We start from the raw sequence: 20,402 nt of genomic DNA, 5'->3' as shown, positions 1-20,402 counted from the left end.
GCAACAATGTGCTTGCTGAGCTGGCTTTAAATAATTAAAAGGGGAGCCCCGCCATGTTTTCATGGTTGGGGCTCCCCTTTTGTTATAGATATGGTTATCTTATTTCTGCGCTGCAGCCTCAATGTCTGCATGAGCCCAGTGTGTTGCTGGTACGTCTGTAAAAGTTGGCGTAGTTACGCCTGTTGCCGGCGTTCGTTTGAACAGTACATTTAGTACTTTCACTGCTTCAGCGCGGGTCAGTTTACTGTCCGGTTTAAATGTACCATCGTTATATCCGGTCATCAGGCCAGCAGATTGTACGTAAGCAATCGCATCGGAAGCCCAAAGGTCGGCGGACACATCTGTAAATCCAGCACCATCTGTTGCTTGTGTTGTGCTGCTTGATGCATCTGCGCTTTGTTGCTGTATCCAGCGGTATGCAATGGTCGCCATTTGTGCACGGGTAATTGAACCCTCTGGCACAAATTGAGTAGCGTTCATACCGTTCATGATGCCTGCGGATTGCGCTTTTTCAATATCGCTTGCTGCCCAATGAGTTGCAGATACATCGTCGTAGTTTACAACGTTCGCAGATGCAGTTCCCGCATCATCAGACAGATTACGAGCCAGCATCGCTGCCATTTGCGCACGGGTTACGAATGCATCCGGGCGGAAATCAGCACCAAATCCGTTGATATACGGGTTGTGCGAACCTTGGGAAGCTTTCAGCCCATCCACCACAACGAGCGTGAACGTGCTGAATTTGTTAACTGTAAACTCGATGCCTTCACTGGAATCGCTGAGTTTCACCAATTTGCCTTGAATCAACTCTTTCGTACCGTCACTGTGTTCGATGTACACAGCCAGGTTGTCCAAAGCTTGCTGGAGGGCAGCTGGATCAGTTGGCAGACTGTCGCGCAGCGGCAATGTCAGTGTTACTTCATGGCTTTGCATATTTGTTTCGATTTCAACTGGACGAGCCAGTACTTTCACGTTTGAATTTGGAGTAATCTGTTGAATCAATCGCTCCTTCTTCGCACGTTCTTCCACTTCTTTACGCTCGGATTCCTTTTTCAACGGAACGACGCGGAAGTATAGATCCTGGTCGAATCCGGCAATCGACTTCGTTGGAACCGAGATAATAGCGTTCTCTGTGGAAATCTCAAGGTTAAGCCCACCATCATTCAGCTGTTTCACCGCTGCTTTTGGCAGTTCAATGCGTGTCTCAGATACAGCATCTTTGGCGTCAGGGATGACAATGCGTGCAGTGTTCATGTTTAATTGCTTTGCTTTTCCCACTGATTCCTTGGCAATCGCCTCAGACATTTTCACAAGGTCCTTGATCGTGCCGTCGACTTCGGTTGTACGTGTAATTGGCGTTTTGGTCAAATTGGTGCCATTCGCTCCGTTCACGTCCACGACGATTTGTTCCTGCTTCGTCGTCGGTGTAGTCGTTGCAGGTGTAGTCGCCGACGATCCTCCACCTGTGTTTCCACCCGGGTTAGGGTTAGGTGTTGAACCATTTCCGTTATTGCTATCGCCATTTGCCGTGAAGACAATCTTCACCGCGCGTCCTGGTAATAAGTCACTGATGGCTTTGTAACGAACCCATACCGTTTTGTCACCGCTAAAATCAAATTTCTGAATGGAAGCAACATCAATCCAGTTCAGTTTGCCGTTAAGAGAGATCTCCATCGTGTCATCCAAGCCAGTTATGGTGTTGTTGATATCATTTCCCGTTACATTAGGGGCCGTGAAAAATTGGTTGAATACATATTGTAAATTCCCAACATCCTCGTAGCGGTCTTGTTCATTAAGTACCCATTCGGCCAGTTCTTTCTTGCCTTCCGGGCTGAGATCAGCTCTCTTGGATAAATCAAGTTCACCTGTAAGATTGAATTTGTATTGGTCAAAGAAATTGTGTCCGTTAAACTGTTCATTCATAGTTGTCTCAAGCCACTGATCCATTTGATCTATAGTGGTGGCTTCCTCAAGAGGCTGGAAAGGCATTGATAGCAGTGCCAGCAGAAAGCGCGGATCTGCAATCTCTACTTGAGCCTGTTTTGCAATGCGTTCCAATCCCAATAAATGCAGGTACTTAAAAGCGAAAATTGGTTTGTTTACTTCGCTTAATTGTAGATGATGATCTCCAACTTGACGAAGCATATCTGTCTCAGGGTCTTTAAAATGATCGGGTCCTTCAGACAGTTTCTGCGCAAATAGGTCCAGCTTGTCCTGAAGTACGCCCAACCCTCTCTGCTCCCAGATCAACTGAGCTTGTACAGCAAGCTCAATCATATATTGAACTTGTTCCTTATTTTCATAGTTTCTTTTGATATTATCAATCAGGAATCCAGCCACATAGTCCTTGACATCCTTAGATAAAGAACCGTATTGATTTGGAAAAGTAATACCCAAATCAGGGTTCTCCATAGCCAGACGCATGGCGTCTATATCTTTGTTAACCCTTGCAGTATTTACGGCAGCCAATGGATCGCTTTCGTTATCATCATCATTGAAAAATTGATCAAATGCAGTCTGAATGGCTTCATAGCTGGCATACCCACCAATCGGTCTTTGATTAAGCATATGATCAGCCAAATTCTCCTGCTCTTCGGTTGTAAGGTTATCCATTTTGCTGATACCCAGAGGAAAGCTCATCATCGGGTTTTCAGGATTCGCAGTGTTGTATGAGATACTCTCCTTCTCAAGGTCACGGAACTTCTCCAACGATTTCAACATTTCCTCAGTCGTGTTTGCACGATTAATGAATGGCGTTTTTTCTACAGCTGTGTCTGTATATTTCAAAACTCGAGAAATGGTCGGTGTTTTTTTGAGTCTAAGTTCGTACAGATAAGCAGTTGTTCGTTTATCAATCTCGGAGGAAGTGAGATATGCATTAATGAGTTGATAGAATTTTTCCTCTGCACTCGGATTATCGAAATAATTTACTCGTTCTGCTTGTTTCGCATACAATTCATCAAGTGCAGTTTTGGAGCCTTGCCCTCCAATCTGGCGAGTCACTTCAAGTGCTCTTAGAGCCACCTGCACCAAAAATTCAACTTGCCCCTTGTTTTCGTATCCATTACTTGTTGGTGGATCAATTTCTAATAAGTATTTTGCAACGGCTTCCTGATCTACTACAGGCAAAGATTTAAAATCAGTCTGGGCTATGAGTTGCTCATTACCTAGCAACAAGATGGCTTCTTGGATAAAGTCATTGCTGTTACCCCGGTCTGCTTTCTTTTTGAGCTCGTTATACTGGTCCAGTGCACTCAACTGCACAGTGAATTCGATTGATTGCATTTGATATGCAGTTTCCAAATTTCGATCTTTAACAACGACATTGAAATAGTACGTATCACCTTCTACTAAATTCGTGATTATTTTCGTAAATGTACCATCTGAAAGAGAAGCTGAGCCATTAATCCAGTCATCATCGTAGGCATGACCTGATGTTACGCTGATTTCTTCCATATTTTCAAGATCAGAATCATTGGATATGTAAACCTGGTAATTTACATCAGGTGGGGTAGAAGATCCGGATTCTGCATACTTCCATTGCAATTCGATTGAGTTCTCGTTTACATACTTTATCGTTAATAGACCATTATTTCCTGGTGTTAGATACGATGCTCCTGCACTTACCTTTCCTGCGGGTGCTGCTAACCATGGAGCTGCCAACACTAAAATGAGCAACATGCTAATTATTTTTCTGTATTGCATATACGCCTTCCTCCCTAATCTCACTTGTCGAAATATAGGCCTATTGTAGTACATAGCTCTGAACGGATTCTGAACATTCACTCCAATAAACGGAAAAAAATCCGGCCAGTAGGTGAAAAACAGGCCGGATTTCAAATATTTTTCGTCATTATTCATCATTTTTACTTCTGTATTTAATTATAGAGTCCTATATTCCATAAAATTCAAGATTCTTGTCACGTCGTCCCTGTACTCATCCCACCGCTCCTAGCACAACAAACAAGTAGACGCATCAAATCATCGTATAGCCGCCATCCACAAATAACGTACTGCCTGTCGTAAATGTATTTGTCATAAGATACGTAACTGTATGTGCAATCTCCTCATTGTAGCCCACACGCTTGAGCACAGACAGTTTCTCATAGTCTTTGAAATGTTCGCCGCGAGGTGTACCCTCCTGCCCCTCACGCCAGATGGTTCCGGGGGATACGACATTCACACGAACAGGCGCCAGCTCCACTGCAAGTGCTTTGCCCAGACTTTCAATCGCTCCGTTACACGCTGCGTAAGAAGCGCCACCATCCAGTGGGCGTTGGCTGAAGCCACCCGACATTAACGTGATCGAACCCGAAGCCGATAGATATGGAGCTGCGTATTTGGCAGCAAAATACTGAGGCCAGAACTTGCCCTTGAAGCAGCTTTCGGCCGTCTCCCGATCTGAAGTTAACGGACCACGGGTGTATGCAGCTCCAGGGGTAAACAGGTGATCGAATTTGCCAACCTGAATGAAAAATTGCTCGATTTGCTGTTCATCCTGATTGTCCAACACATAAACTTCGATGGATAACGCTCCAGTCTTGCCTTCGCCTGCGACTTGCGCAATCTGCTCCCTTGCTTCCTCTAGCTTGTTCTCCGATCGTCCCGCGATAACTACATGTGCACCAGCCTCAGCAGCTTGCACAGCTGTTGCAAGTCCAATTCCAGAGCTTCCTCCTATAATCACGACACGTTTATTCTCCAATGTAAATGGACTCATTCTGCATCTTCTCCTCGTAGCGCCAGAACTTTCGTTGTACCAGCGTTTGTTTTGTTCATTATTATTGAAAAGATTAGCGCTGAACAGTACGCAATTGGATCGTACCAGGTACGAAAATTCGTACTATTGGAACCAGATGACACAGTTATTCCTGCCCTATTCACATAGACAAAACAAGCGGAACGCGAAAAAATCAGGTATGATGGAGTTATATATAGTTGTTTAAATCGAGGTGAATACTATGGATTTGCAGGAGCCACGGTTACAAGGTGTTCTTGTTACGTTGGAAGCCATTAATGGAAAATGGAAACCACTCATCCTGTTTATTTTATTGAAGGAAGGCACGAAACGGTTTGGTGAACTAAGACGCATGATTCCTGATGTAGCGCAGGGCACGTTAACGAAACAGCTGCGCGAGCTGGAACAGGATCAGATTATTGTGCGCACTCTCTATGGCGATGTTCCACCGAAGGTCGAGTACAGACTGTCCGAACACGGGCAGACGATTGGTACGCTGTTGGATGGCATGTGCGGCTGGGGCAAGGCGCATCTGGAATACTTGAACGGAAATCAGCAGATGATTAATGCAGAGAAATTAGCCGGGGAATCCCATAACGAGGCAAAAGCTTAATAAAAAAACAACAAGGTAGCCCTCTTAGCCTTTTACCATTTAGGAAACAAACTTGTTTAAGACAAGCACGTCAGCTATACTTTCGTTCAGATGCACAACGGGAGAGGGGGATATGTAATGTTGCAACTTTCGGAAAAACAGGCTCAGGATATTGTCGATAAAATGATGCAGGACATTCCGTACAACATCAATATCATGAATGAACAGGGCATTATCATTGGAAGCGGACAGAAGGAACGCGTAGGCACGATTCACCAGGGAGCGGTCCGTGCCCTGACCACCGGAGACCGCGTCGAAGTCTGGCAGCATGGCAGACTGGAAAAGATGGGCACCAACGAACCGATTCGGATCAATCATCAGTATGTCGGTGTCATCGGCATTTCCGGGCATCCGGATGAAGTCCGTCCGTTCTGCAACATTGTGCGCACAACCGTATCTCTCCTGATCGAACAACGTAATCAATTGGAAAGTCTGGCCCATGAAGCTTCTCGGAAAAAAGCCTTTCTGGAACGGTTGCTTGCCCACTCGGGTTCCTATTCGCAGAAGATCCGGCGGGAAGCGGCGCAATACCATATCGATCTGCAGCTGCCAACGGTTCTTCTATACATTCGCTTTCCCCATGAAGCCCCTGATTTTGGCACGGAGACAAGCCGGGTATTCCTACAGCTTCCCTCGTTCTCAATGGAGGAGGATGGCCACGTGCAGCTTATTCTGATCCAGAGCGAATCGGACGTTGATTCGATAATCCAGCTTGTACATCAGGAACAACCTCAAGCCTTCATCTCTGTTAGTAGGCGTGACGCCAGTATTGCCATCTGTTACGAACAAGCGAGATCTGCAATGAACATCTTGCTCGCGCTTCGACCTGCGGCACCATTGATCCGTTATGATGATGTGCAGTTTCTGGTGCGCTTCAGCACGGCCAACCTAGTTCGCCATAACAACGTCGTCAGTAAACTGGAGGACACAGCCGATCTGCTTGACTCGCTTCGCAGTTTCATTCATCACAATGGCAGCATGTCAACGACTGCAGAGGATCTCAACATCCACCGCAATACACTGCAATATCGGCTCAAACGGATCCAAACCCTTACAGGCAAAGACCCGCGCAATTGGCTGGAGCTCATTGAACTTACGCACGGACTACTCGCGTCTTATCAGTAGAGTCCACAACAAAAAAAGACTGAACCGGAATGCCCTGTCCCTTGTGGACGTCCCTACGTTCAGTCTCTTTATACTCTTCGAACCCCACTAACCGAACCACAGAATGTTAAGAAATCAGACCCAATTTCAGCACTCTCGCAATATTCTCGGTTGTACGCTCCACATTCTCTGGGCCTTCGCGCAGAAGTCGTTCCAGATCAGCCGCCCCCGGCACAATACCAAACACCGCGTCAATACCTTCAGTGTACAACGTATCTATCCCTTCACCAACGTAACCTGCAATGGCGATAACCGGCTTGCCTGCTTCCTTTGCAGCACGCGCTACACCGTAAGGTGTCTTGCCAAATTTCGTTTGAAAATCAATGCCGCCTTCGCCCGTAAACACCACATCCGCATGTACCAGCTTGTCACGCAATCCAGTGTATTCAATGACAATTTCAATGCCTTTGCGCAACACAGCCTGTGTAAAAATCAAAAGCCCTGCGCCCAAACCACCTGCTGCACCAGCACCCGGCACATCACGTATATCCTTGTGTAGCTGCTGCTTCACCACATCTGCATAATGGGAAAGATTAGCATCCAGCACCTGCACCATCTCCGGTGTAGCTCCCTTCTGCGGTCCAAACACCCGTGAGGCGCCATGCTCTCCGCATAACGGATTCGTTACATCACAGGCGACAATGAACTCCACATCCTGCAATCGTTCATCCAGCCCAGTCACATCGATATGCGCCAACTTATCAAGTGCGCCGCCTCCACGTGCAAGTGGCTGTCCGTTTGCATCCAGAAACGTTGCACCAAGCGCTTCCGCCATGCCTGTACCCCCATCGTTGGTCGCACTGCCACCGATTCCGATAATGATTTTGCGAATACCCTGATCCAGACACGCCCGAATCAGCTCTCCCGTGCCATAGGTTGACGTGCGAAGCGGGTTCCGGGTTTCCTTGGTCACCAGATGAATGCCGCTCGCCGATGCCATCTCAATCGCCGCCGTTAACCCATCGCCCAGAATGCCATACTGCGCTGATACAGGCTGCCCTAGTGGCCCGCTCACCTCTCTCTGGTGAATTACGCCGCCAGAAGCATCCACTAGCGACTGCACGGTGCCTTCGCCTCCGTCAGCCATCGGTACATGAATATAGTTGGCGGTTGGATAAATTTTACGCATTCCTTTTTCCATGGCCACACATACTTCTTTCGCTGTCATGCTCTCTTTAAATGAATCCGGCGCCAGTACAAATGTCGTCTCTCTCATCTTCTCCCACCCCATCCGTGTTATTAAAGGATAAATCCGTAAATTAACGTCGCTACAATCGCCATCGTTCCACCCACGATTGCTTCATAAGGAATAACGCCCATCCGCTGCTTGATTGTCATCTTCATGCTGTCAGCAGAGACGTGGAAGTAATTTCCCTGTGGCAGGGAATCGATAACTGTTGCACCCGTGTGCACCATAACCGCCGCTGCGAGCGGAGCGGTTCCCATGTTCAGAATTGCATCTCCGAATGAACCGGTGGCAAGTATAACTCCTGTCGAGGTGGAAGCCGTCGCTGCCGCCATCAGAATACCAGCAATCGGCGCCAGGAAGGTACCGGATATCCCGGACGCTTCAATAAGACTAACCACCTGACCAGACAGATCGGATGCAGAGATCAGTCCCGCGATGCCCCCGGCTCCGATCAGAATAAGCACGGTGGCAGTCATTTTATTCAATCCGGATGTCGTGTATTTCACAATGTTTTTGCCCTGACCCATCGCCAGCATGCCGATAATACCCGCAATCGGGAGAATGTACATCGCATCCACTTTGAATGTGGATAGTGCTGTGATACCTGTAATGGAGCCGATTGGATTAATCATCAGCAGGATGATCGCAACCAACGGTGCCACAATCGCTTTTCTCAGTGGTGGATACTGTGAAGTGTCCACTTCACCCTGCTCTGCTTCCTGATCGGTTACCATTACACCTTTGTTTCTAAGCATTGAAGCTACGATAACGGTTACAATTAACCCGCAGATGGCTGGAATCACGCCTGCCAGCATGACATTGCTGAGATCCAGATTGAACCCCCGTGCTGCAGCGATCGTATTCGGATTCGGGGATATAATATTCCCCGCCTTGCCTCCACCGGATAAAGCAAGCAAAAGGGCCAGCTTGGATATACCCATTTTGTTACCAACAGACAGCGCAATTGGCGCTACGATCAGGACGGCCACGGGAATAAATACCCCAACGGCTGTAATAATCATCGTTGCCAGTGCCAAAGCCAGAATGGCCTTACTGCCGCCAAACTTTCGTACGATGGCCTGGGCGATTGTCTCTGCTGCCCCCGACTCCATCATAACTCCAGCTAATACCCCAGCAGCCAGTACACGAAGCACGGTGCCCATGACACTTTGAGTGCCGTTCACTAGTATATTTACAGTCTCTTCTAGATTAGCTCCGCCAATTAAAGCGCCTACAATTGCGCCCAGAAATAAAGAGTAGACCGGATTCAGCTTCTTCAGAATCAGTATAATCGCAATTGCAAGTCCTGCCAGCGCGCCGATCCAGCTAATTGTTAAAGGTTCCATTGTTCATTGCCCCCCATGCACTTGTTGAACACGCTTTCATTATAGTTGCTGGTGAGCCAAATAAATATTGATGATCAGACGAAATTCATTGTGCATATGCACAATGAATAGTGGCAAGACCGAATATCCTGCCACCATTACACTAACGTGCGTCGCTGCTTCCTAGAGCAGCACACGGTGTTCCATTATATTTTTCATACTGATATGGGATTTGGATGGACCAAGCTTCACAAGCGAGTCTTGGAACTCAGCAAGCTCTTCAATGGTTGCCGTCTGAACCTTGATCAGATAATTGTACTCACCGCTAATCCGATATAAATCCGTGACCTCAATAGCCTGTTCACAGAAGTGAACGAATTCCTCACAATGCTCTGTTTTGAGTAAAATAAAAGTCGTTGTCCCACGATTTAGTTTGGCCAGATCATAGATGGTTGAATAACCCGATATGACCCCATTTTCCTCCAGTTTGAGAATTCTCTCCTTGACTGAAGGTTGGGACATGTTCACCTCTTTGCTAATCTGTACAATTGGCATGCGTGCATGGTGCTGCAGCAGTCGCATAATTTGATGGTCGATCTCATCTATAACATAACCCATTTGTAGACCTCCTGAGCATCAGGCTAATTTAATAAGCTTTTTGAGATAAAAGAGCTCATAAATTGCAACTCTCACCCCATTATATCCTTTGATATCGCATGGTTCCAATGCAGCGTTCCCTTTATACTTTAGAAAACAATCTGTAGAAGGAGTGATGAGCATGAGTGTAAACGGACTTGCTCACGTAGCCATTCAAGCACGTAATTATGAGGATACCCTCTCATTCTATACCGATGTATTAGGATTTAAAGTTGGTCACTCCTGGAGTCTGCCCGCCTTTCAAATTACCGAGGCGTGCATGCTGATCTCACCGGATCAACGCACCTGCATTGAACTGTTTGACCCCGGAGCCGTAATCGCGGCCGAAGGCGAACCAGCAGACTCTCCGGAAGCAGTGAAGCATGGGGCATTGCTGCATTTCGCCTTTTACGTAGACCATGTGGAAGAGATATACGAGCGAGCGCTTGCTCATGGTGCTAAACCTTATATTCAACCCGATTGGATCTCACTTGGTGAACCCCCGCTTCAAGTTCGAAATGCGGTTGTGCATAGCCCGAATGGTGAAGTGATCGAATTCCTCGAAGAGGTTGATTTTGACCGTTCCTCTATATCATCTATCTAGCGTTACACAAACCGAACAGCCTGTTGCACGGAAATCCGTGGCGGCAGGCTGTTTTATACTATGTTATTTGAGCAATAGGACAGCGAGCGTATGGGCATAAGACATACTCCTTGCCCTCATTCCCTCTCTTCAATCCGGCGTATAATCGCTTAACTTCCCTTCATACACCAGCTGCAGTTGTTCACTTTGGCGAAAATCATCCGGGGTCACCAGCGCAGGCAGCTTGTTCCACAGCTTGATGCCTGAACGTTGCAGAATCTCGGCAACAAATTGCGAGCAAAAGTAGGAGTTGCTGAACTCTACTGGCTCCTTCAACGTAATGCCAATCACACCAAGCAGATTGTACATATATTTCTGGCGGCTGCGAATGAAGATGTGCAGCACTCGTTTCATTTTTTCCACTTCACGCTCCGTCACCTGAAGCTCATAAATCACACATGTGGTATTTGGATACTTACTGTATGTACCTGTCTGAATATCTTCCTTCACGAACCCGCCGTTCAGCGGATTGCTGGGATGCTTGCGCCCAAAGCTGTACAGCTCGGATAATTCCCGGTCAAATGAGATGGAGGCATGATTGTATGGTGCTCTGGTGTAACTCTGAATGACTTTGGTAAACAACGTTCCCGTATTCGTAAGCAGGATATAGATGGAGCGTGGTTCTGTCATAACGAAATTTCCCCTTATCAAGTTGGTACTATTCCTTCATAATAACATAGGTACCCTATATTGGAATCTTACTTCTGGATAAGCAGGTGATTGTACTTGAGCAGTTCACTCTTTACCTTAACACTGATTTTTATTGCTTTATTGGTCATACATATCGTGTACAAAATCATTACGAGGCTCCAGCCGGACAAGGATTATTCGGGCATTGGCAACAAAATCAAAACCTGGTGGGGCATGTTTGTCATCTTTTGTCTCGCCACCCTCTTCAATCCGATTGTCTCCCTGATCTCCCTCATGGTACTTACCTTTTTCGCGCTGAAAGAGTACTTCTCCATGATCCGTAGCACCCGCAAAGCTGATCGCAGGTTGTTTCTATGGGCGTATCTGGCGATTCCGGTACAGTTCTACTGGATCTATATTGGATGGTATGGGATGTTTATCGTGTTTATTCCGCTCTATGTCTTCCTGGTGTTACCCCTGCCACGTCTAATTAATAAGGGCACGGTTGGTTTCCTGCGCAGTGTTAGCTCGACGCAATGGGGTTTGATGCTAATGGTATTTGGACTTAGTCATCTGGCCTACTTCCCGTTCGCAACACCGGAATATGGTTCAAAGCTGGTCCTGTTCCTGGTCGTGTTAACCCAACTGAATGATGTGGTGCATTATCTGGCCTCGCTCTATCTGGGCAAACGAAAAGTGGTGCCCACGGCCAATCCTTTTTTGACCTGGGAAGGGTTCGCCTGTGCATTCGTTGTAACCACTGCCGCCTCTTATTTCATTCACCCTTACCTGACTCCGTTTGATGCACGTTTCGCGCTTTTCATCGGTGTGTTAATCGCTCTGGCTGGGTTCTTCGGAAGTCTGACGGTTTCTGTTCTGAAGCGGGATTTGTTAATTGGGGATGACAATAAGTTCGATGCGCTGAAAAAAAGCTACCTGAGCCGGGTCGACAGCCTGACGTACACCTCTCCAGTCATGTTCCACGTGGTGCGTTATTTCTTCGACTTTATGTAGGAACAGCAGTATCTGTTACAGATACGAGGTGCGGAAACGCTCAGTCGATAGAACAAAGTGAGAGCTCGCGTCATCAATAAAAAGCAGCCTTTACGGCTGCTTTTACTCATTTATGGGAGAAATGAAGGCATACGTATAATGTGCCTATTTCATTTTCCATTTTTGAATTAACAGAAAGCACCGAACACGGCTATGATATGCCTGATTATTTTAATTTAATTTCCTTCTCCGAGGTCACTTCTTTCCCCTCTTCATTGGTAAACACAAACGTCGCTTTGCCGCGTTCACCCTTCATCTCATCCGAATAGATAAATCCGGAGAATTGCCCGTCACCACTGATATAAAATCCTTCTTTCCCATTCGCGCCATGCTCGATCGCTTCCTTGTAGGAATTCACAATCGTTACTGTGTTGGACGTCCAGCGCATCTCGGATAAAGCGTAGCCCTCAGGAACTTGTTTTATCGCAAAATCAAAGCTATTGCCCTCGGACGGCTTATCCGTCTGATCAATGACGATCATGACCTGTCCTTCCGCATCAGCGGAGGATTCCGATTGGGCCGTAGGCTTGCCTTCATTCCCACTTTCATTCGCCTGATTATTGTTATTCTTCGCCTCAATATTGGGAACGGAACTATTTCCCGCTTCCTCTATGGGCTGCTTTGATTGTGGATAGGCGTGTTCCTGTACGGATTCGTTGTTGTTTTTCGCCCCACATGCACTGGTCAACAGCAGAATACATAGAGCAGACACCCAGAGAATAGATTTATTTTTTTTATTTTTCATCATTGGAACTCCCTCCATTGATCTAAAGTAACAAGCACGATGCATTCATCCAAAGAGAACTTTCCAATCAGCACCTTCTATAGTAATTACTACACCATATCGTCTCACATTAAGCTCCATATTATGTAAATGGGTTATAAGTTAGCTCGATTATTTCATCGATTGTGCGTGTTCACCAGCATGGATCAGGCGCAAAAGGGGCAAAGCAAGCGTTCGGACGTTCCCGGGGAGGACTAGGCACCAAAATTCATGCCGTAGTTGATGCGCTCGGAAACCCACTTCATTTCAAATTAATATTGTGATCTAGATAACATAAAGTTAACCTTATTCATAAATAATGTTAATTTTATGTCATTCATCACTTAAATTGCTCTGATATAATTTCTGCTAGGTAGAAAAAGGGGAATAACTTGTTGAAAAATGAGCGACATCGAAAAATAAAGAAAATGCATCCCCCCATTTGTTATACAGCAGTGAAGGATTACTTGCTGTATGGAAGTAGCTTTTAGCACATGGTGATATAAAAAACGATGGAACAGGAGATTTTAATCCATACGGGGATTAACTCAGTTATCAAGCGAGAAAACATGCGAAAACATAACTTTATAGTAGGAGTGTGAGATATGAAAAAAACATTATTGGCTTGTATGATGATAATGTTGATGTTAGCATCAGCTTGTGGAAAGGTTGAAACCACTTCAAGTTCAAATACATCTAGTGAGCCAAAACCTGAAGCAAAGGAGTCTACCAGTCCAGCTAGCACCTCCGAGTATTGTTCGCAAGGACGTGTAAAATTGGATAGTGAAACTGAAAAATTTATTTACGGAACTTGGAAAGTTAAGAAGCACCTTGGGTTTGCAAATTCTTATAATGATGCTTCTGAATATCCAACAGGGCAAAAATTTATCGGGGATGAAATTGTAATCGAAAACGACTTTTTTTCATCTAAAGGACTTAAAAACTATAGTGATTATCAATATGAGCTGAAGAATCCATTATATGAAATTACATCAACATGCGATAACGCTGACGCATTTTATAGACTATATAAAATAGATATGCCGGATCTGAATGCTAATGATGTAGTAAAAGCCATTGATATAAGTGATCCATCAACAAAGCTCAGTATACCTGTTAGCGTAAGTTTCTTTGTTGTTAATAACGATAGGCTGATCTTATTATCAGAGGCGACTATTTTTGAGCTTGAAAAACGAAGAACTAAATGAGTTTGCTTGTGGTAATAAATTTTGTGATAAAAGAAAGAAAGGTCAGCCATAAAGGCTGACCTTTCTTGTTTATGTTGTAAGACGATTGAACTATAGTGTATATACTGGATATTTATGAGTATAACCCGAGCCTTTACAAAACAGTTCTGCTTCTTCATTTCTTCGTCTCGTTAAGGTTCTATCATATGAAAATGCTTTACTTACTAGTTTAGAACAATTGTCAAGTTCCTGAGTTGAACGTGGCCCTTGGAAAGATGGGTAGATTAGCTTGTATGCAAGCAGAGCTACTACATCATCGGTACTAAGCACCCCGGAGCCTGCATTAAAAGTAAGCGAAACAAGTGCATCAAACTGATTTTGTGAAAGTGACATACCTGCAGGAAGTGCCACTTTATTCACTGATGATACAGCACTTGCAGTATCATTGGTGAAAAATGTATTTGCCTGAGACTGAGTAATTGGAGAAGTATAACTGAGTCCCAAAGATTTTGATAGAGCGTCAGCTTGTGCTTGGGTTAAAGTTGTATTCGCAGTGTATGTTTTAGACTTTGTTATCAGATGTCCATATCCAACTGTTGGAAAACCTTTTGGATCGGCATAGAATTTTAAGTTAAGTCCCTCATGCCCTTTCATAAAAGTTGCTCCATTAGCGCTTAGATTTGCCATAATAAATCACTCCTAAAGTTATTTTTATTAGTTATGAGAGCAATAAGGAGGAAACATAGCCAGAACAACCATTCCCCAGTGTTCTGCAATGCCGTATCGCCTTCACATATATATAAAGAGAAATAAGTCTCTTTTTTTACAACCACGCTCCAAATTTTTATTTCAATTCACTAATATCGAAAGTCTGTATCACCTCAATCATTTTGACATAGAGCTCTTGTTTTAAATCATCTTGATAATCAGCGGGGACTTGTCGCAAGGAGGTGGTATAAAAGATTCTAGGACATGTAATGTTGCCTCCTGATCGTGGTGTTGCTGTGCTTGTACTAAAAGTTCGGCCAACATAAAATCACCGCTTTACGTTTTTTGTATTTCATTCTTCAAGGCATTAATGGCATCGCTTAGTTCAGATATTTTTTTCGCCCTGTCAAATAGTGAACATTATCCTTTAAAAAGTTGTTTTGTCGCAGGTGGGGCAATCGGTGTCTTATCCGGCTGGCTGCTTCTGGGCGAAGTCATTCGGGATTACGTTTATATGGGCGGGCTATGCATATTCCTGGGGATCTTTCTGGTAAACTGGACTGGACGAGCAAATAATAAGGACGTATTAATAAAATAAAATATTCATGCCTGATTTTCGGCGATGCCCAGTGCATCGTTTTTTTATAATATCAACAAGGATAAACTTTACTGATATAAGGACGTGCGCCCAATGATTTCTGCTGAACTGAAAGAACAATACTATGAGGCTCTTGTGGCTAAGGATTCGGAATACGAAGGTTTATTCTATGTAGGCGTCAAGACGACGGGTGTTTTCTGCCGGCCTACATGCCCCGCGCGGAAGCCCAAGTTCGAAAACTGCGAATTCTATGAGACGGCTCAGCAGGCTTTGCTTGCTTCGTATCGTCCTTGCCAGCGCTGCCGCCCGTTGTCTCATCCCAATCAGGTATCTGATGTGGTACGCGTATTGGTGGAAGCCGTGGAGAACCATCCGGAGAAACGCTGGAAAGGCCAGGACTTCAAGGCATTATCTATCGACGAATCGACGGCCAGACGTCAGTTCAAGAAGCGATTTGGCATGACCTTTGTGGAGTATGCCCGTGCCCGTCGTATGGGACTGGCCCTGAAAAATATTCGCTCCGGTCGAACGGTCATTGATGCCCAGCTGTCCACCGGTTACGAGTCCGGCAGCGGGTTCCGGGATGCCTTCTCGCGAATCATGGGCGCAGCGCCCACACAAGTAGATGAACAAAATGTCTTGAAGGCGTCCTGGATCGACACACGTCTTGGACCCATGATGGCTGTAGCCGATGAGAAGGCGCTATATCTGCTCGAATTCGTGGATCGCAGAGGTCTGGAGCGTGAGGTAGAACGTTTGCGCAAACGAACGAAGTCAGCCATTGTACCTGGAGTAACAGAACCGATTCGTTCCATTGAACGGGAACTTGCGCAGTATTTTGAGGGCACGCTAACTGTATTCCATACCCCGTTGTTCTGGTTAGGAACACCATTCCAGAAGAGTGTATGGGAGCAATTGATTGCGATCCCACCGGGCGAGACGAGGTCATATCAAGATATCGCGAATGCACTGGGTAAACCTACAGCATGTCGGGCGGTAGCACAGGCCAATGGAGCCAATCAGCTGGCCATTGTTATTCCATGTCACCGTGTGATCAATGCCAGTGGAGAACTGGGAGGATACGGAGGAGGCCTGACACGCAAAAACTGGCTTTTAACCCACGAGAAGCAGGCTCCTGAATAACTCAAGAGATATGAAATGAACGGCATGTGGTATGAAGAGGATTAGCTATGTAACGGAGGAGATAAGTCTTATGAGTACGCAACAAGAAAAAGCGGCGATGTTCCACCAATCCCATACGAAAGGCAATCCCTTGATTCTGGTCAATGTCTGGGATGCCGGGAGTGCACTCGCCATCCAATCTGCTGGAGTAGCAGCAATCGCTACTGGAAGCTGGTCTGTATCTGCTGCCCACGGTGAACAAGATGGAGAGGCGATGCCATTCCAGCTGGTACTGGACAATCTGGTCCCGGATTACAGCGAGCGTGGATTTGCCTGTTACGATCGATATTGAGGGAGGGTATGGCAGGTTTGCGTCAGAAGTGAAGGGAAATGTGAGCCAAGTGATCCATCACGGTGCGGTAGGAATTAATATTGAGGATCAGCTCCCCTCTGGCGCAGGACTGTACGCTGTGGAGGAGCAATGTCTGAGACTGTCGGCTGCCCGAGAAGCCGCGGAGCAGGCAGGCATTCCGCTGTTCATTAACGCCCGCACAGATATCTTTTTGCAAAATGCACCTGAACGACACAATCACGCACTCCTGGAAGAAGCACTTATTCGCTCCAAGGCATATGCAGAAGCAGGCGCCAGTGGTCTGTTCGTTCCAGGCTTACAGAATCAACAACTGATTCAGGAATTGTGTGAATGTTCGTCGCTTCCGGTCAACGTGATGGTTACATCCCATGAGCCTTCACCGAAACAACTTGCTGGGCTGGGTGTGGCACGCGTAAGCTATGGGCCTTATCCTTATCTGCAAGCAATGGAATACCTGAAAGAACTGGGACAAAGTATTCTATCTGGAAACTAACACAAAGGCGTGCTTCTCATTTTTCACCAGAGGGAAGCGTACTTTTTCACGATATTCAATTAATGCTACTATTATAAGCGATCATCTATGATGTGAATCCTCAAACAGGTGCTAGACTGCGCCTGTTTTTTGATGCTTATCTTTTCACCTATGTATGTTATAATCACCACTACCCAACACTAACAGGAGGAAAATATGCTTAACGTTGAACAAAAGCTTGAAGTGCTACAATCGTATCCCCAACTGCAACGCAAAGATGTTTCTCTCGGTCGTGTTAATTTCCACTACGAAGAAAGTGCGTATGATAAAAAGATTGTTGCTCTCCATATTCACCCTAACGGTAACGGTTATATCTATGCAGGGCTACTGCCCAACTATGAGACCGATGCTAAAGGATTCGTCAATATTCGTGATTACTCCGAAGAAGATCTACGCACATTATTAGATGAGACAATCAAAGCGATGTCTCACAATCCCAACGCAGTTGAATTCGAGGTGCCAGAACAAGTAAAAACTGCTGCTCCTGCATTGGCTACAACCTCTACAGGTGGCGGAACATGGGTCGATGAAGATGGACATACGCTGACTTTAAAATATGAAGATGACATGTGGTATGTGTATTCCGGTGTTAATCTGGATATGGCTTTCGAAACACGTAGCGAAGCTGGCGAGTATCTCAAAGAAGAAGGATTCAAACCACAAGCTCAAGCCTAACTTATACAAAAAAACACGAGGTGTGTATGTACACACTCGTGTTTTTCTGATCTGATCAGTCTTTTCTGCCTTTCATTGTAAGCGGCGCATTCTTCATCATCGGGTACGTGCTCAGAAGCAAAGCACCTCCAATGACCCCCAGAGTGGTGAACAATGCGATGAGATTGACATTTGTAAACCACTGGACCCACGTGCTCAGATCTGATAGAACAATTACCAGCGTAACGATTAAGCTAACCCCAAAGAACAGGACAAAAAAGTTGCGCATCCCCAATCTAATCCAACAAACAGTTGAGAAGATGGATAACCCCAGCACCAGAAAACCAATCATCAGATCAAACCATAGATAGGAAAAAAAATGATATTCACTTGAATACAGCATACCTGGTTGATAAAAGGTTACGCCAAGCGTCCCATATTCATGGAGAAGATGCATAATGAAATAGATGACGTTCAGTATCGTAATTGTTCCTACGACCATCCATACCGAAATGATATAAAAGGATTTCATAAACTGTATTCGTGTACTGCCCATACCGATCGCAACCGGAAACAATGTGATGATGCCCGCGACCGCAAAAGCACAGATTCCTCCGTACATTGGACCGAATAGTTGAGTAGTATACGTCACATCAAAGATGAATCCAATGGCCAGATAGACAACTGTAAGCATGAGTGTAATTGACGAGAAAATCATTAAATACCAGCGCATATCGTCCAGAATCAGCCGATTCGTACCTTTCACCGAGTTCATCGCTTAATCCCCTCCTGATTACGCGTCCTGTTGACCAAATAATCCTGTAAAGTTGCCTTCTCAATGGAAAGCCCCTGCGTATGAGCGATGTCTTTCCACGTTTTCGAGTATGGCTCATCAATCATCACTTTCAAGGTCGATCCCATCTGGGAAGATTCTATGACCTTCACGTCTGCGGTAACTCGATTGACATCTTCAATTCTCCCTGTTAGAAGAACTCCTTTTTCGCGCATCTCTTCCATCGGCTGATTAAACAACACTTCCCCGGCTTGCAGAACGATGAGGGACTCACATAAAGGCTGAATCTCCTCAATATGATGGCTTGATATTAGAATTAGACGCGGGTTATCTTCATATGTCTCCAGTAAAGTATTGTAGAAATATTTACGTTTCTCCGCATCAAGACCATTGGTGGGCTCATCCAGAATCGTTACTCTTGCGTTACTGGCAAGACCCAATATCATCTGAGCGGCGGTCTTCATGCCTTTTGAGAATTTGGTGATCTTCTTCTTCACTGGCAGTTCGAACATGTCGATTAGTTGCTCGGCGAGAGCCTGATTCCACTGAGGATGGAAGTATTGACCGAATCGAACCATGTCGTTGATCGTCCAATTTCTACCCAGGGGATGGTTCTCCTGGATATAACACAGATTCTCCTGCGCAGCCAAGTTGTTGTATGGATCCTGGCCCATCACTTCAATGGTTCCAGTATCAGGCCGGTTATGGCCTGCGAGCAGACTCATCAGGGTTGTTTTGCCTGCACCATTTCTTCCCCACATTGCACTAATGATCGGCTCACTCTCATGTAACGTCACGTTTTTTAGCACCGGCGTCTGTTGATAGCTGTAGGTCACCTGCTCGATCTGAATCATAACTCACTCTCCTTATCTTTCTTGCCCCGGATCAAATCGATAATCATGTCCTCATTCATGTGAATCCGTCTGGCCTCTTCAAGTAAAGGTTTAATATATTCCTCGTAGAAATGCTGCTTTCGTTCAACAAGCAATGCTTCCCTGGCTCCCTTCGCAACAAACATTCCAACACCTCGCTGTTTGTAAATGATACCTTTGTCCACGAGCATTTGAAGCCCTTTGCGTGCCGTGGCTGGATTAATATTGTAAAAGCGAGAGAGTTCATTGGTTGAAGGGACCTGTTCCTCCACCTTCAATCTGCCGTCTACAATGTCATCCATAATCATCATGGATATCTGATGAAAAATAGGCTGAGATTCATCCAAATTCGATTTCATGCGATTCCAACTTTCATTCATTGTTAATTAGTTAGTCGGTTAGTTACTCATGTGACTAACTATAGTATACGGAAACCAATATGTAAATAGGCGAAGCACTAATTAATCAACTTTTTCATTTTGGCTCGATTGTATTGATTAATAAGACCGTCCAGAACTACAGATTGCTGGATGACTTCAGGATGAAGCAAACTGCCGTATTCCGACTGCAAGCGGTGAAGCTGTTGTCTGGCTTCTTCGATCTGAGACATTAACTCCAAGCAATCCATAGTACCCCTCCTTTTTGTCATATTTTAGTTTATTATGCCAATCGATAGGCCGCAAGGGGTACGACATACTTATTCTTCCACCAGACGCAAAAAAAGACGCCTCTGAATGAATATTCAGAAGCGTCCCTTACCAATTTTTTAA

At 45.4% G+C, this 20,402-nt stretch carries 21 protein-coding genes and 1 pseudogene; 10 read left to right on the top strand and 12 right to left on the bottom strand.

All coding sequences use genetic code 11. From position 1 onward, the window contains the following. Nucleotides 1–99: 99 nt before the first annotated feature. Both CS562_RS18890 and CS562_RS18885 read right to left on the bottom strand, forming a co-directional pair. Nucleotides 100–3,705: an S-layer homology domain-containing protein gene (locus CS562_RS18890; protein ID WP_180287181.1), complete on the bottom strand. Its 3,606-nt coding sequence runs from the start codon at nt 3,703–3,705 to the stop codon at nt 100–102. 271 nt (nt 3,706–3,976) lie between these two features. Then, nucleotides 3,977–4,720: an SDR family oxidoreductase gene (locus tag CS562_RS18885; RefSeq protein WP_099857893.1), complete on the bottom strand. Its 744-nt coding sequence runs from the start codon at nt 4,718–4,720 to the stop codon at nt 3,977–3,979. Between the two features lie 241 nt (nt 4,721–4,961). Between CS562_RS18885 and CS562_RS18880 the strand changes: the two genes are divergently transcribed. Both CS562_RS18880 and CS562_RS18875 read left to right on the top strand, forming a co-directional pair. Then, the gene (locus CS562_RS18880) at nt 4,962–5,351 is read left to right on the top strand and encodes a winged helix-turn-helix transcriptional regulator (RefSeq protein ID WP_076287283.1); all 390 of its coding nucleotides are present in this window, start codon (nt 4,962–4,964) and stop codon (nt 5,349–5,351) included. A gap of 117 nt (nt 5,352–5,468) precedes the next feature. Further along, a complete protein-coding gene (locus CS562_RS18875; RefSeq protein WP_099857891.1) occupies nt 5,469–6,515 on the top strand; it encodes a CdaR family transcriptional regulator in 1,047 nt (348 codons plus the stop codon). A 106-nt stretch (nt 6,516–6,621) separates the two neighbouring features. On the opposite strand, the gene CS562_RS18870 is transcribed toward CS562_RS18875, so the two are convergent. From CS562_RS18870 to CS562_RS18860, 3 genes are all read right to left on the bottom strand, one after another. After that, nucleotides 6,622–7,770 (bottom strand): glycerate kinase, encoded by a 1,149-nt coding sequence (locus tag CS562_RS18870; protein WP_099857889.1) that lies wholly within the window; start codon nt 7,768–7,770, stop codon nt 6,622–6,624. Nucleotides 7,771–7,793: 23 nt separating this feature from the next. Continuing rightward, nucleotides 7,794–9,089, bottom strand: coding sequence for a GntP family permease (locus tag CS562_RS18865; RefSeq protein ID WP_076287280.1), 1,296 nt, complete (start codon nt 9,087–9,089; stop codon nt 7,794–7,796). 162 nt (nt 9,090–9,251) lie between these two features. Beyond that, nucleotides 9,252–9,686, bottom strand: a complete 435-nt coding sequence (locus CS562_RS18860; RefSeq protein ID WP_099857887.1) for an Lrp/AsnC family transcriptional regulator — start codon at nt 9,684–9,686, stop codon at nt 9,252–9,254. A 160-nt stretch (nt 9,687–9,846) separates the two neighbouring features. Between CS562_RS18860 and CS562_RS18855 the strand changes: the two genes are divergently transcribed. Continuing rightward, nucleotides 9,847–10,308, top strand: a complete 462-nt coding sequence (locus CS562_RS18855; protein WP_076287278.1) for a VOC family protein — start codon at nt 9,847–9,849, stop codon at nt 10,306–10,308. A gap of 129 nt (nt 10,309–10,437) precedes the next feature. Here CS562_RS18855 and CS562_RS18850 read toward each other — a convergent pair whose 3' ends face one another. After that, on the bottom strand, nt 10,438–10,977 hold the full coding sequence (locus tag CS562_RS18850) for a C40 family peptidase (RefSeq protein ID WP_076287277.1): 540 nt from the start codon (nt 10,975–10,977) through the stop codon (nt 10,438–10,440). Between the two features lie 96 nt (nt 10,978–11,073). On the opposite strand from CS562_RS18850, the gene CS562_RS18845 reads away from it, so the two are divergent. After that, nucleotides 11,074–11,991, top strand: coding sequence for a phosphatidate cytidylyltransferase (locus CS562_RS18845; protein ID WP_099857885.1), 918 nt, complete (start codon nt 11,074–11,076; stop codon nt 11,989–11,991). A 205-nt stretch (nt 11,992–12,196) separates the two neighbouring features. Here CS562_RS18845 and CS562_RS18840 read toward each other — a convergent pair whose 3' ends face one another. Next, nucleotides 12,197–12,778, bottom strand: a complete 582-nt coding sequence (locus CS562_RS18840; RefSeq protein ID WP_099857883.1) for a hypothetical protein — start codon at nt 12,776–12,778, stop codon at nt 12,197–12,199. 146 nt (nt 12,779–12,924) lie between these two features. Here CS562_RS18840 and CS562_RS18835 point away from each other — a divergent pair. Both CS562_RS18835 and CS562_RS18830 read left to right on the top strand, forming a co-directional pair. Next, nucleotides 12,925–13,068, top strand: a pseudogene (locus tag CS562_RS18835) (IS5/IS1182 family transposase); the annotation flags it as partial. Nucleotides 13,069–13,398: 330 nt separating this feature from the next. Continuing rightward, entirely contained in the window at nt 13,399–14,001 is a 603-nt protein-coding gene (locus tag CS562_RS18830; protein WP_099857881.1) for a hypothetical protein, read from the top strand. Between the two features lie 90 nt (nt 14,002–14,091). Here CS562_RS18830 and CS562_RS18825 read toward each other — a convergent pair whose 3' ends face one another. Next, the gene (locus CS562_RS18825) at nt 14,092–14,667 is read right to left on the bottom strand and encodes a lysozyme (RefSeq protein WP_099857879.1); all 576 of its coding nucleotides are present in this window, start codon (nt 14,665–14,667) and stop codon (nt 14,092–14,094) included. A 712-nt stretch (nt 14,668–15,379) separates the two neighbouring features. On the opposite strand from CS562_RS18825, the gene CS562_RS18815 reads away from it, so the two are divergent. The 4 genes from CS562_RS18815 (at nt 15,380) to CS562_RS18805 (ending at nt 17,988) form a co-directional block, all read left to right on the top strand. Next, nucleotides 15,380–16,429: a bifunctional transcriptional activator/DNA repair enzyme AdaA gene (locus tag CS562_RS18815; RefSeq protein WP_099857877.1), complete on the top strand. Its 1,050-nt coding sequence runs from the start codon at nt 15,380–15,382 to the stop codon at nt 16,427–16,429. Nucleotides 16,430–16,499: 70 nt separating this feature from the next. Further along, nucleotides 16,500–16,760 carry an isocitrate lyase/phosphoenolpyruvate mutase family protein gene (locus tag CS562_RS33500; protein ID WP_257219540.1) on the top strand — a complete coding sequence of 87 codons (261 nt, stop codon included), beginning with the start codon at nt 16,500–16,502 and terminating at the stop codon, nt 16,758–16,760. Next, nucleotides 16,732–17,274, top strand: coding sequence for an isocitrate lyase/PEP mutase family protein (locus CS562_RS18810; protein ID WP_257219539.1), 543 nt, complete (start codon nt 16,732–16,734; stop codon nt 17,272–17,274). Before CS562_RS33500 ends, CS562_RS18810 begins: the two co-directional genes overlap by 29 nt. A gap of 195 nt (nt 17,275–17,469) precedes the next feature. Further along, nucleotides 17,470–17,988 (top strand): hypothetical protein, encoded by a 519-nt coding sequence (locus CS562_RS18805; RefSeq protein WP_076287273.1) that lies wholly within the window; start codon nt 17,470–17,472, stop codon nt 17,986–17,988. A 55-nt stretch (nt 17,989–18,043) separates the two neighbouring features. Here CS562_RS18805 and CS562_RS18800 read toward each other — a convergent pair whose 3' ends face one another. The 4 genes from CS562_RS18800 to CS562_RS18785 form a co-directional block, all read right to left on the bottom strand. Continuing rightward, nucleotides 18,044–18,742, bottom strand: a complete 699-nt coding sequence (locus tag CS562_RS18800; protein ID WP_099857876.1) for a hypothetical protein — start codon at nt 18,740–18,742, stop codon at nt 18,044–18,046. After that, the gene (locus tag CS562_RS18795; RefSeq protein WP_099857874.1) at nt 18,739–19,614 is read right to left on the bottom strand and encodes an ATP-binding cassette domain-containing protein; all 876 of its coding nucleotides are present in this window, start codon (nt 19,612–19,614) and stop codon (nt 18,739–18,741) included. The genes CS562_RS18800 and CS562_RS18795 overlap by 4 nt, the downstream gene beginning before the upstream one ends. Beyond that, nucleotides 19,611–19,991 (bottom strand): GntR family transcriptional regulator, encoded by a 381-nt coding sequence (locus CS562_RS18790; protein ID WP_063565917.1) that lies wholly within the window; start codon nt 19,989–19,991, stop codon nt 19,611–19,613. The genes CS562_RS18795 and CS562_RS18790 overlap by 4 nt, the downstream gene beginning before the upstream one ends. A gap of 98 nt (nt 19,992–20,089) precedes the next feature. Then, complete coding sequence (locus tag CS562_RS18785) at nt 20,090–20,260, bottom strand: aspartyl-phosphate phosphatase Spo0E family protein (RefSeq protein ID WP_076287270.1); 171 nt, start codon at nt 20,258–20,260, stop codon at nt 20,090–20,092. Between the last annotated feature and the right edge of the window lie 142 nt (nt 20,261–20,402).

Origin of the sequence: Paenibacillus sp. LK1, from assembly GCF_002750415.1 — a bacterium.
In the GTDB taxonomy this organism is placed as follows: domain Bacteria; phylum Bacillota; class Bacilli; order Paenibacillales; family Paenibacillaceae; genus Paenibacillus; species Paenibacillus taichungensis.
This window is presented reverse-complemented; position numbering and strand designations above follow the sequence as displayed.

Coding starts and splice junctions, on each gene's coding strand:
- CS562_RS18890 (WP_180287181.1), bottom strand. CDS start 3,705: ATGCAATACAGAAAAATAATTAGCATGTTGCTCATTTTAGTGTTGGCA.
- CS562_RS18885 (WP_099857893.1), bottom strand. CDS start 4,720: ATGAGTCCATTTACATTGGAGAATAAACGTGTCGTGATTATAGGAGGA.
- CS562_RS18880 (WP_076287283.1), top strand. CDS start 4,962: ATGGATTTGCAGGAGCCACGGTTACAAGGTGTTCTTGTTACGTTGGAA.
- CS562_RS18875 (WP_099857891.1), top strand. CDS start 5,469: ATGTTGCAACTTTCGGAAAAACAGGCTCAGGATATTGTCGATAAAATG.
- CS562_RS18870 (WP_099857889.1), bottom strand. CDS start 7,770: ATGAGAGAGACGACATTTGTACTGGCGCCGGATTCATTTAAAGAGAGC.
- CS562_RS18865 (WP_076287280.1), bottom strand. CDS start 9,089: ATGGAACCTTTAACAATTAGCTGGATCGGCGCGCTGGCAGGACTTGCA.
- CS562_RS18860 (WP_099857887.1), bottom strand. CDS start 9,686: ATGGGTTATGTTATAGATGAGATCGACCATCAAATTATGCGACTGCTG.
- CS562_RS18855 (WP_076287278.1), top strand. CDS start 9,847: ATGAGTGTAAACGGACTTGCTCACGTAGCCATTCAAGCACGTAATTAT.
- CS562_RS18850 (WP_076287277.1), bottom strand. CDS start 10,977: ATGACAGAACCACGCTCCATCTATATCCTGCTTACGAATACGGGAACG.
- CS562_RS18840 (WP_099857883.1), bottom strand. CDS start 12,778: ATGATGAAAAATAAAAAAAATAAATCTATTCTCTGGGTGTCTGCTCTA.
- CS562_RS18830 (WP_099857881.1), top strand. CDS start 13,399: ATGAAAAAAACATTATTGGCTTGTATGATGATAATGTTGATGTTAGCA.
- CS562_RS18825 (WP_099857879.1), bottom strand. CDS start 14,667: ATGGCAAATCTAAGCGCTAATGGAGCAACTTTTATGAAAGGGCATGAG.
- CS562_RS18815 (WP_099857877.1), top strand. CDS start 15,380: ATGATTTCTGCTGAACTGAAAGAACAATACTATGAGGCTCTTGTGGCT.
- CS562_RS33500 (WP_257219540.1), top strand. CDS start 16,500: ATGAGTACGCAACAAGAAAAAGCGGCGATGTTCCACCAATCCCATACG.
- CS562_RS18805 (WP_076287273.1), top strand. CDS start 17,470: ATGCTTAACGTTGAACAAAAGCTTGAAGTGCTACAATCGTATCCCCAA.
- CS562_RS18800 (WP_099857876.1), bottom strand. CDS start 18,742: ATGAACTCGGTGAAAGGTACGAATCGGCTGATTCTGGACGATATGCGC.
- CS562_RS18795 (WP_099857874.1), bottom strand. CDS start 19,614: ATGATTCAGATCGAGCAGGTGACCTACAGCTATCAACAGACGCCGGTG.
- CS562_RS18790 (WP_063565917.1), bottom strand. CDS start 19,991: ATGAAATCGAATTTGGATGAATCTCAGCCTATTTTTCATCAGATATCC.
- CS562_RS18785 (WP_076287270.1), bottom strand. CDS start 20,260: ATGGATTGCTTGGAGTTAATGTCTCAGATCGAAGAAGCCAGACAACAG.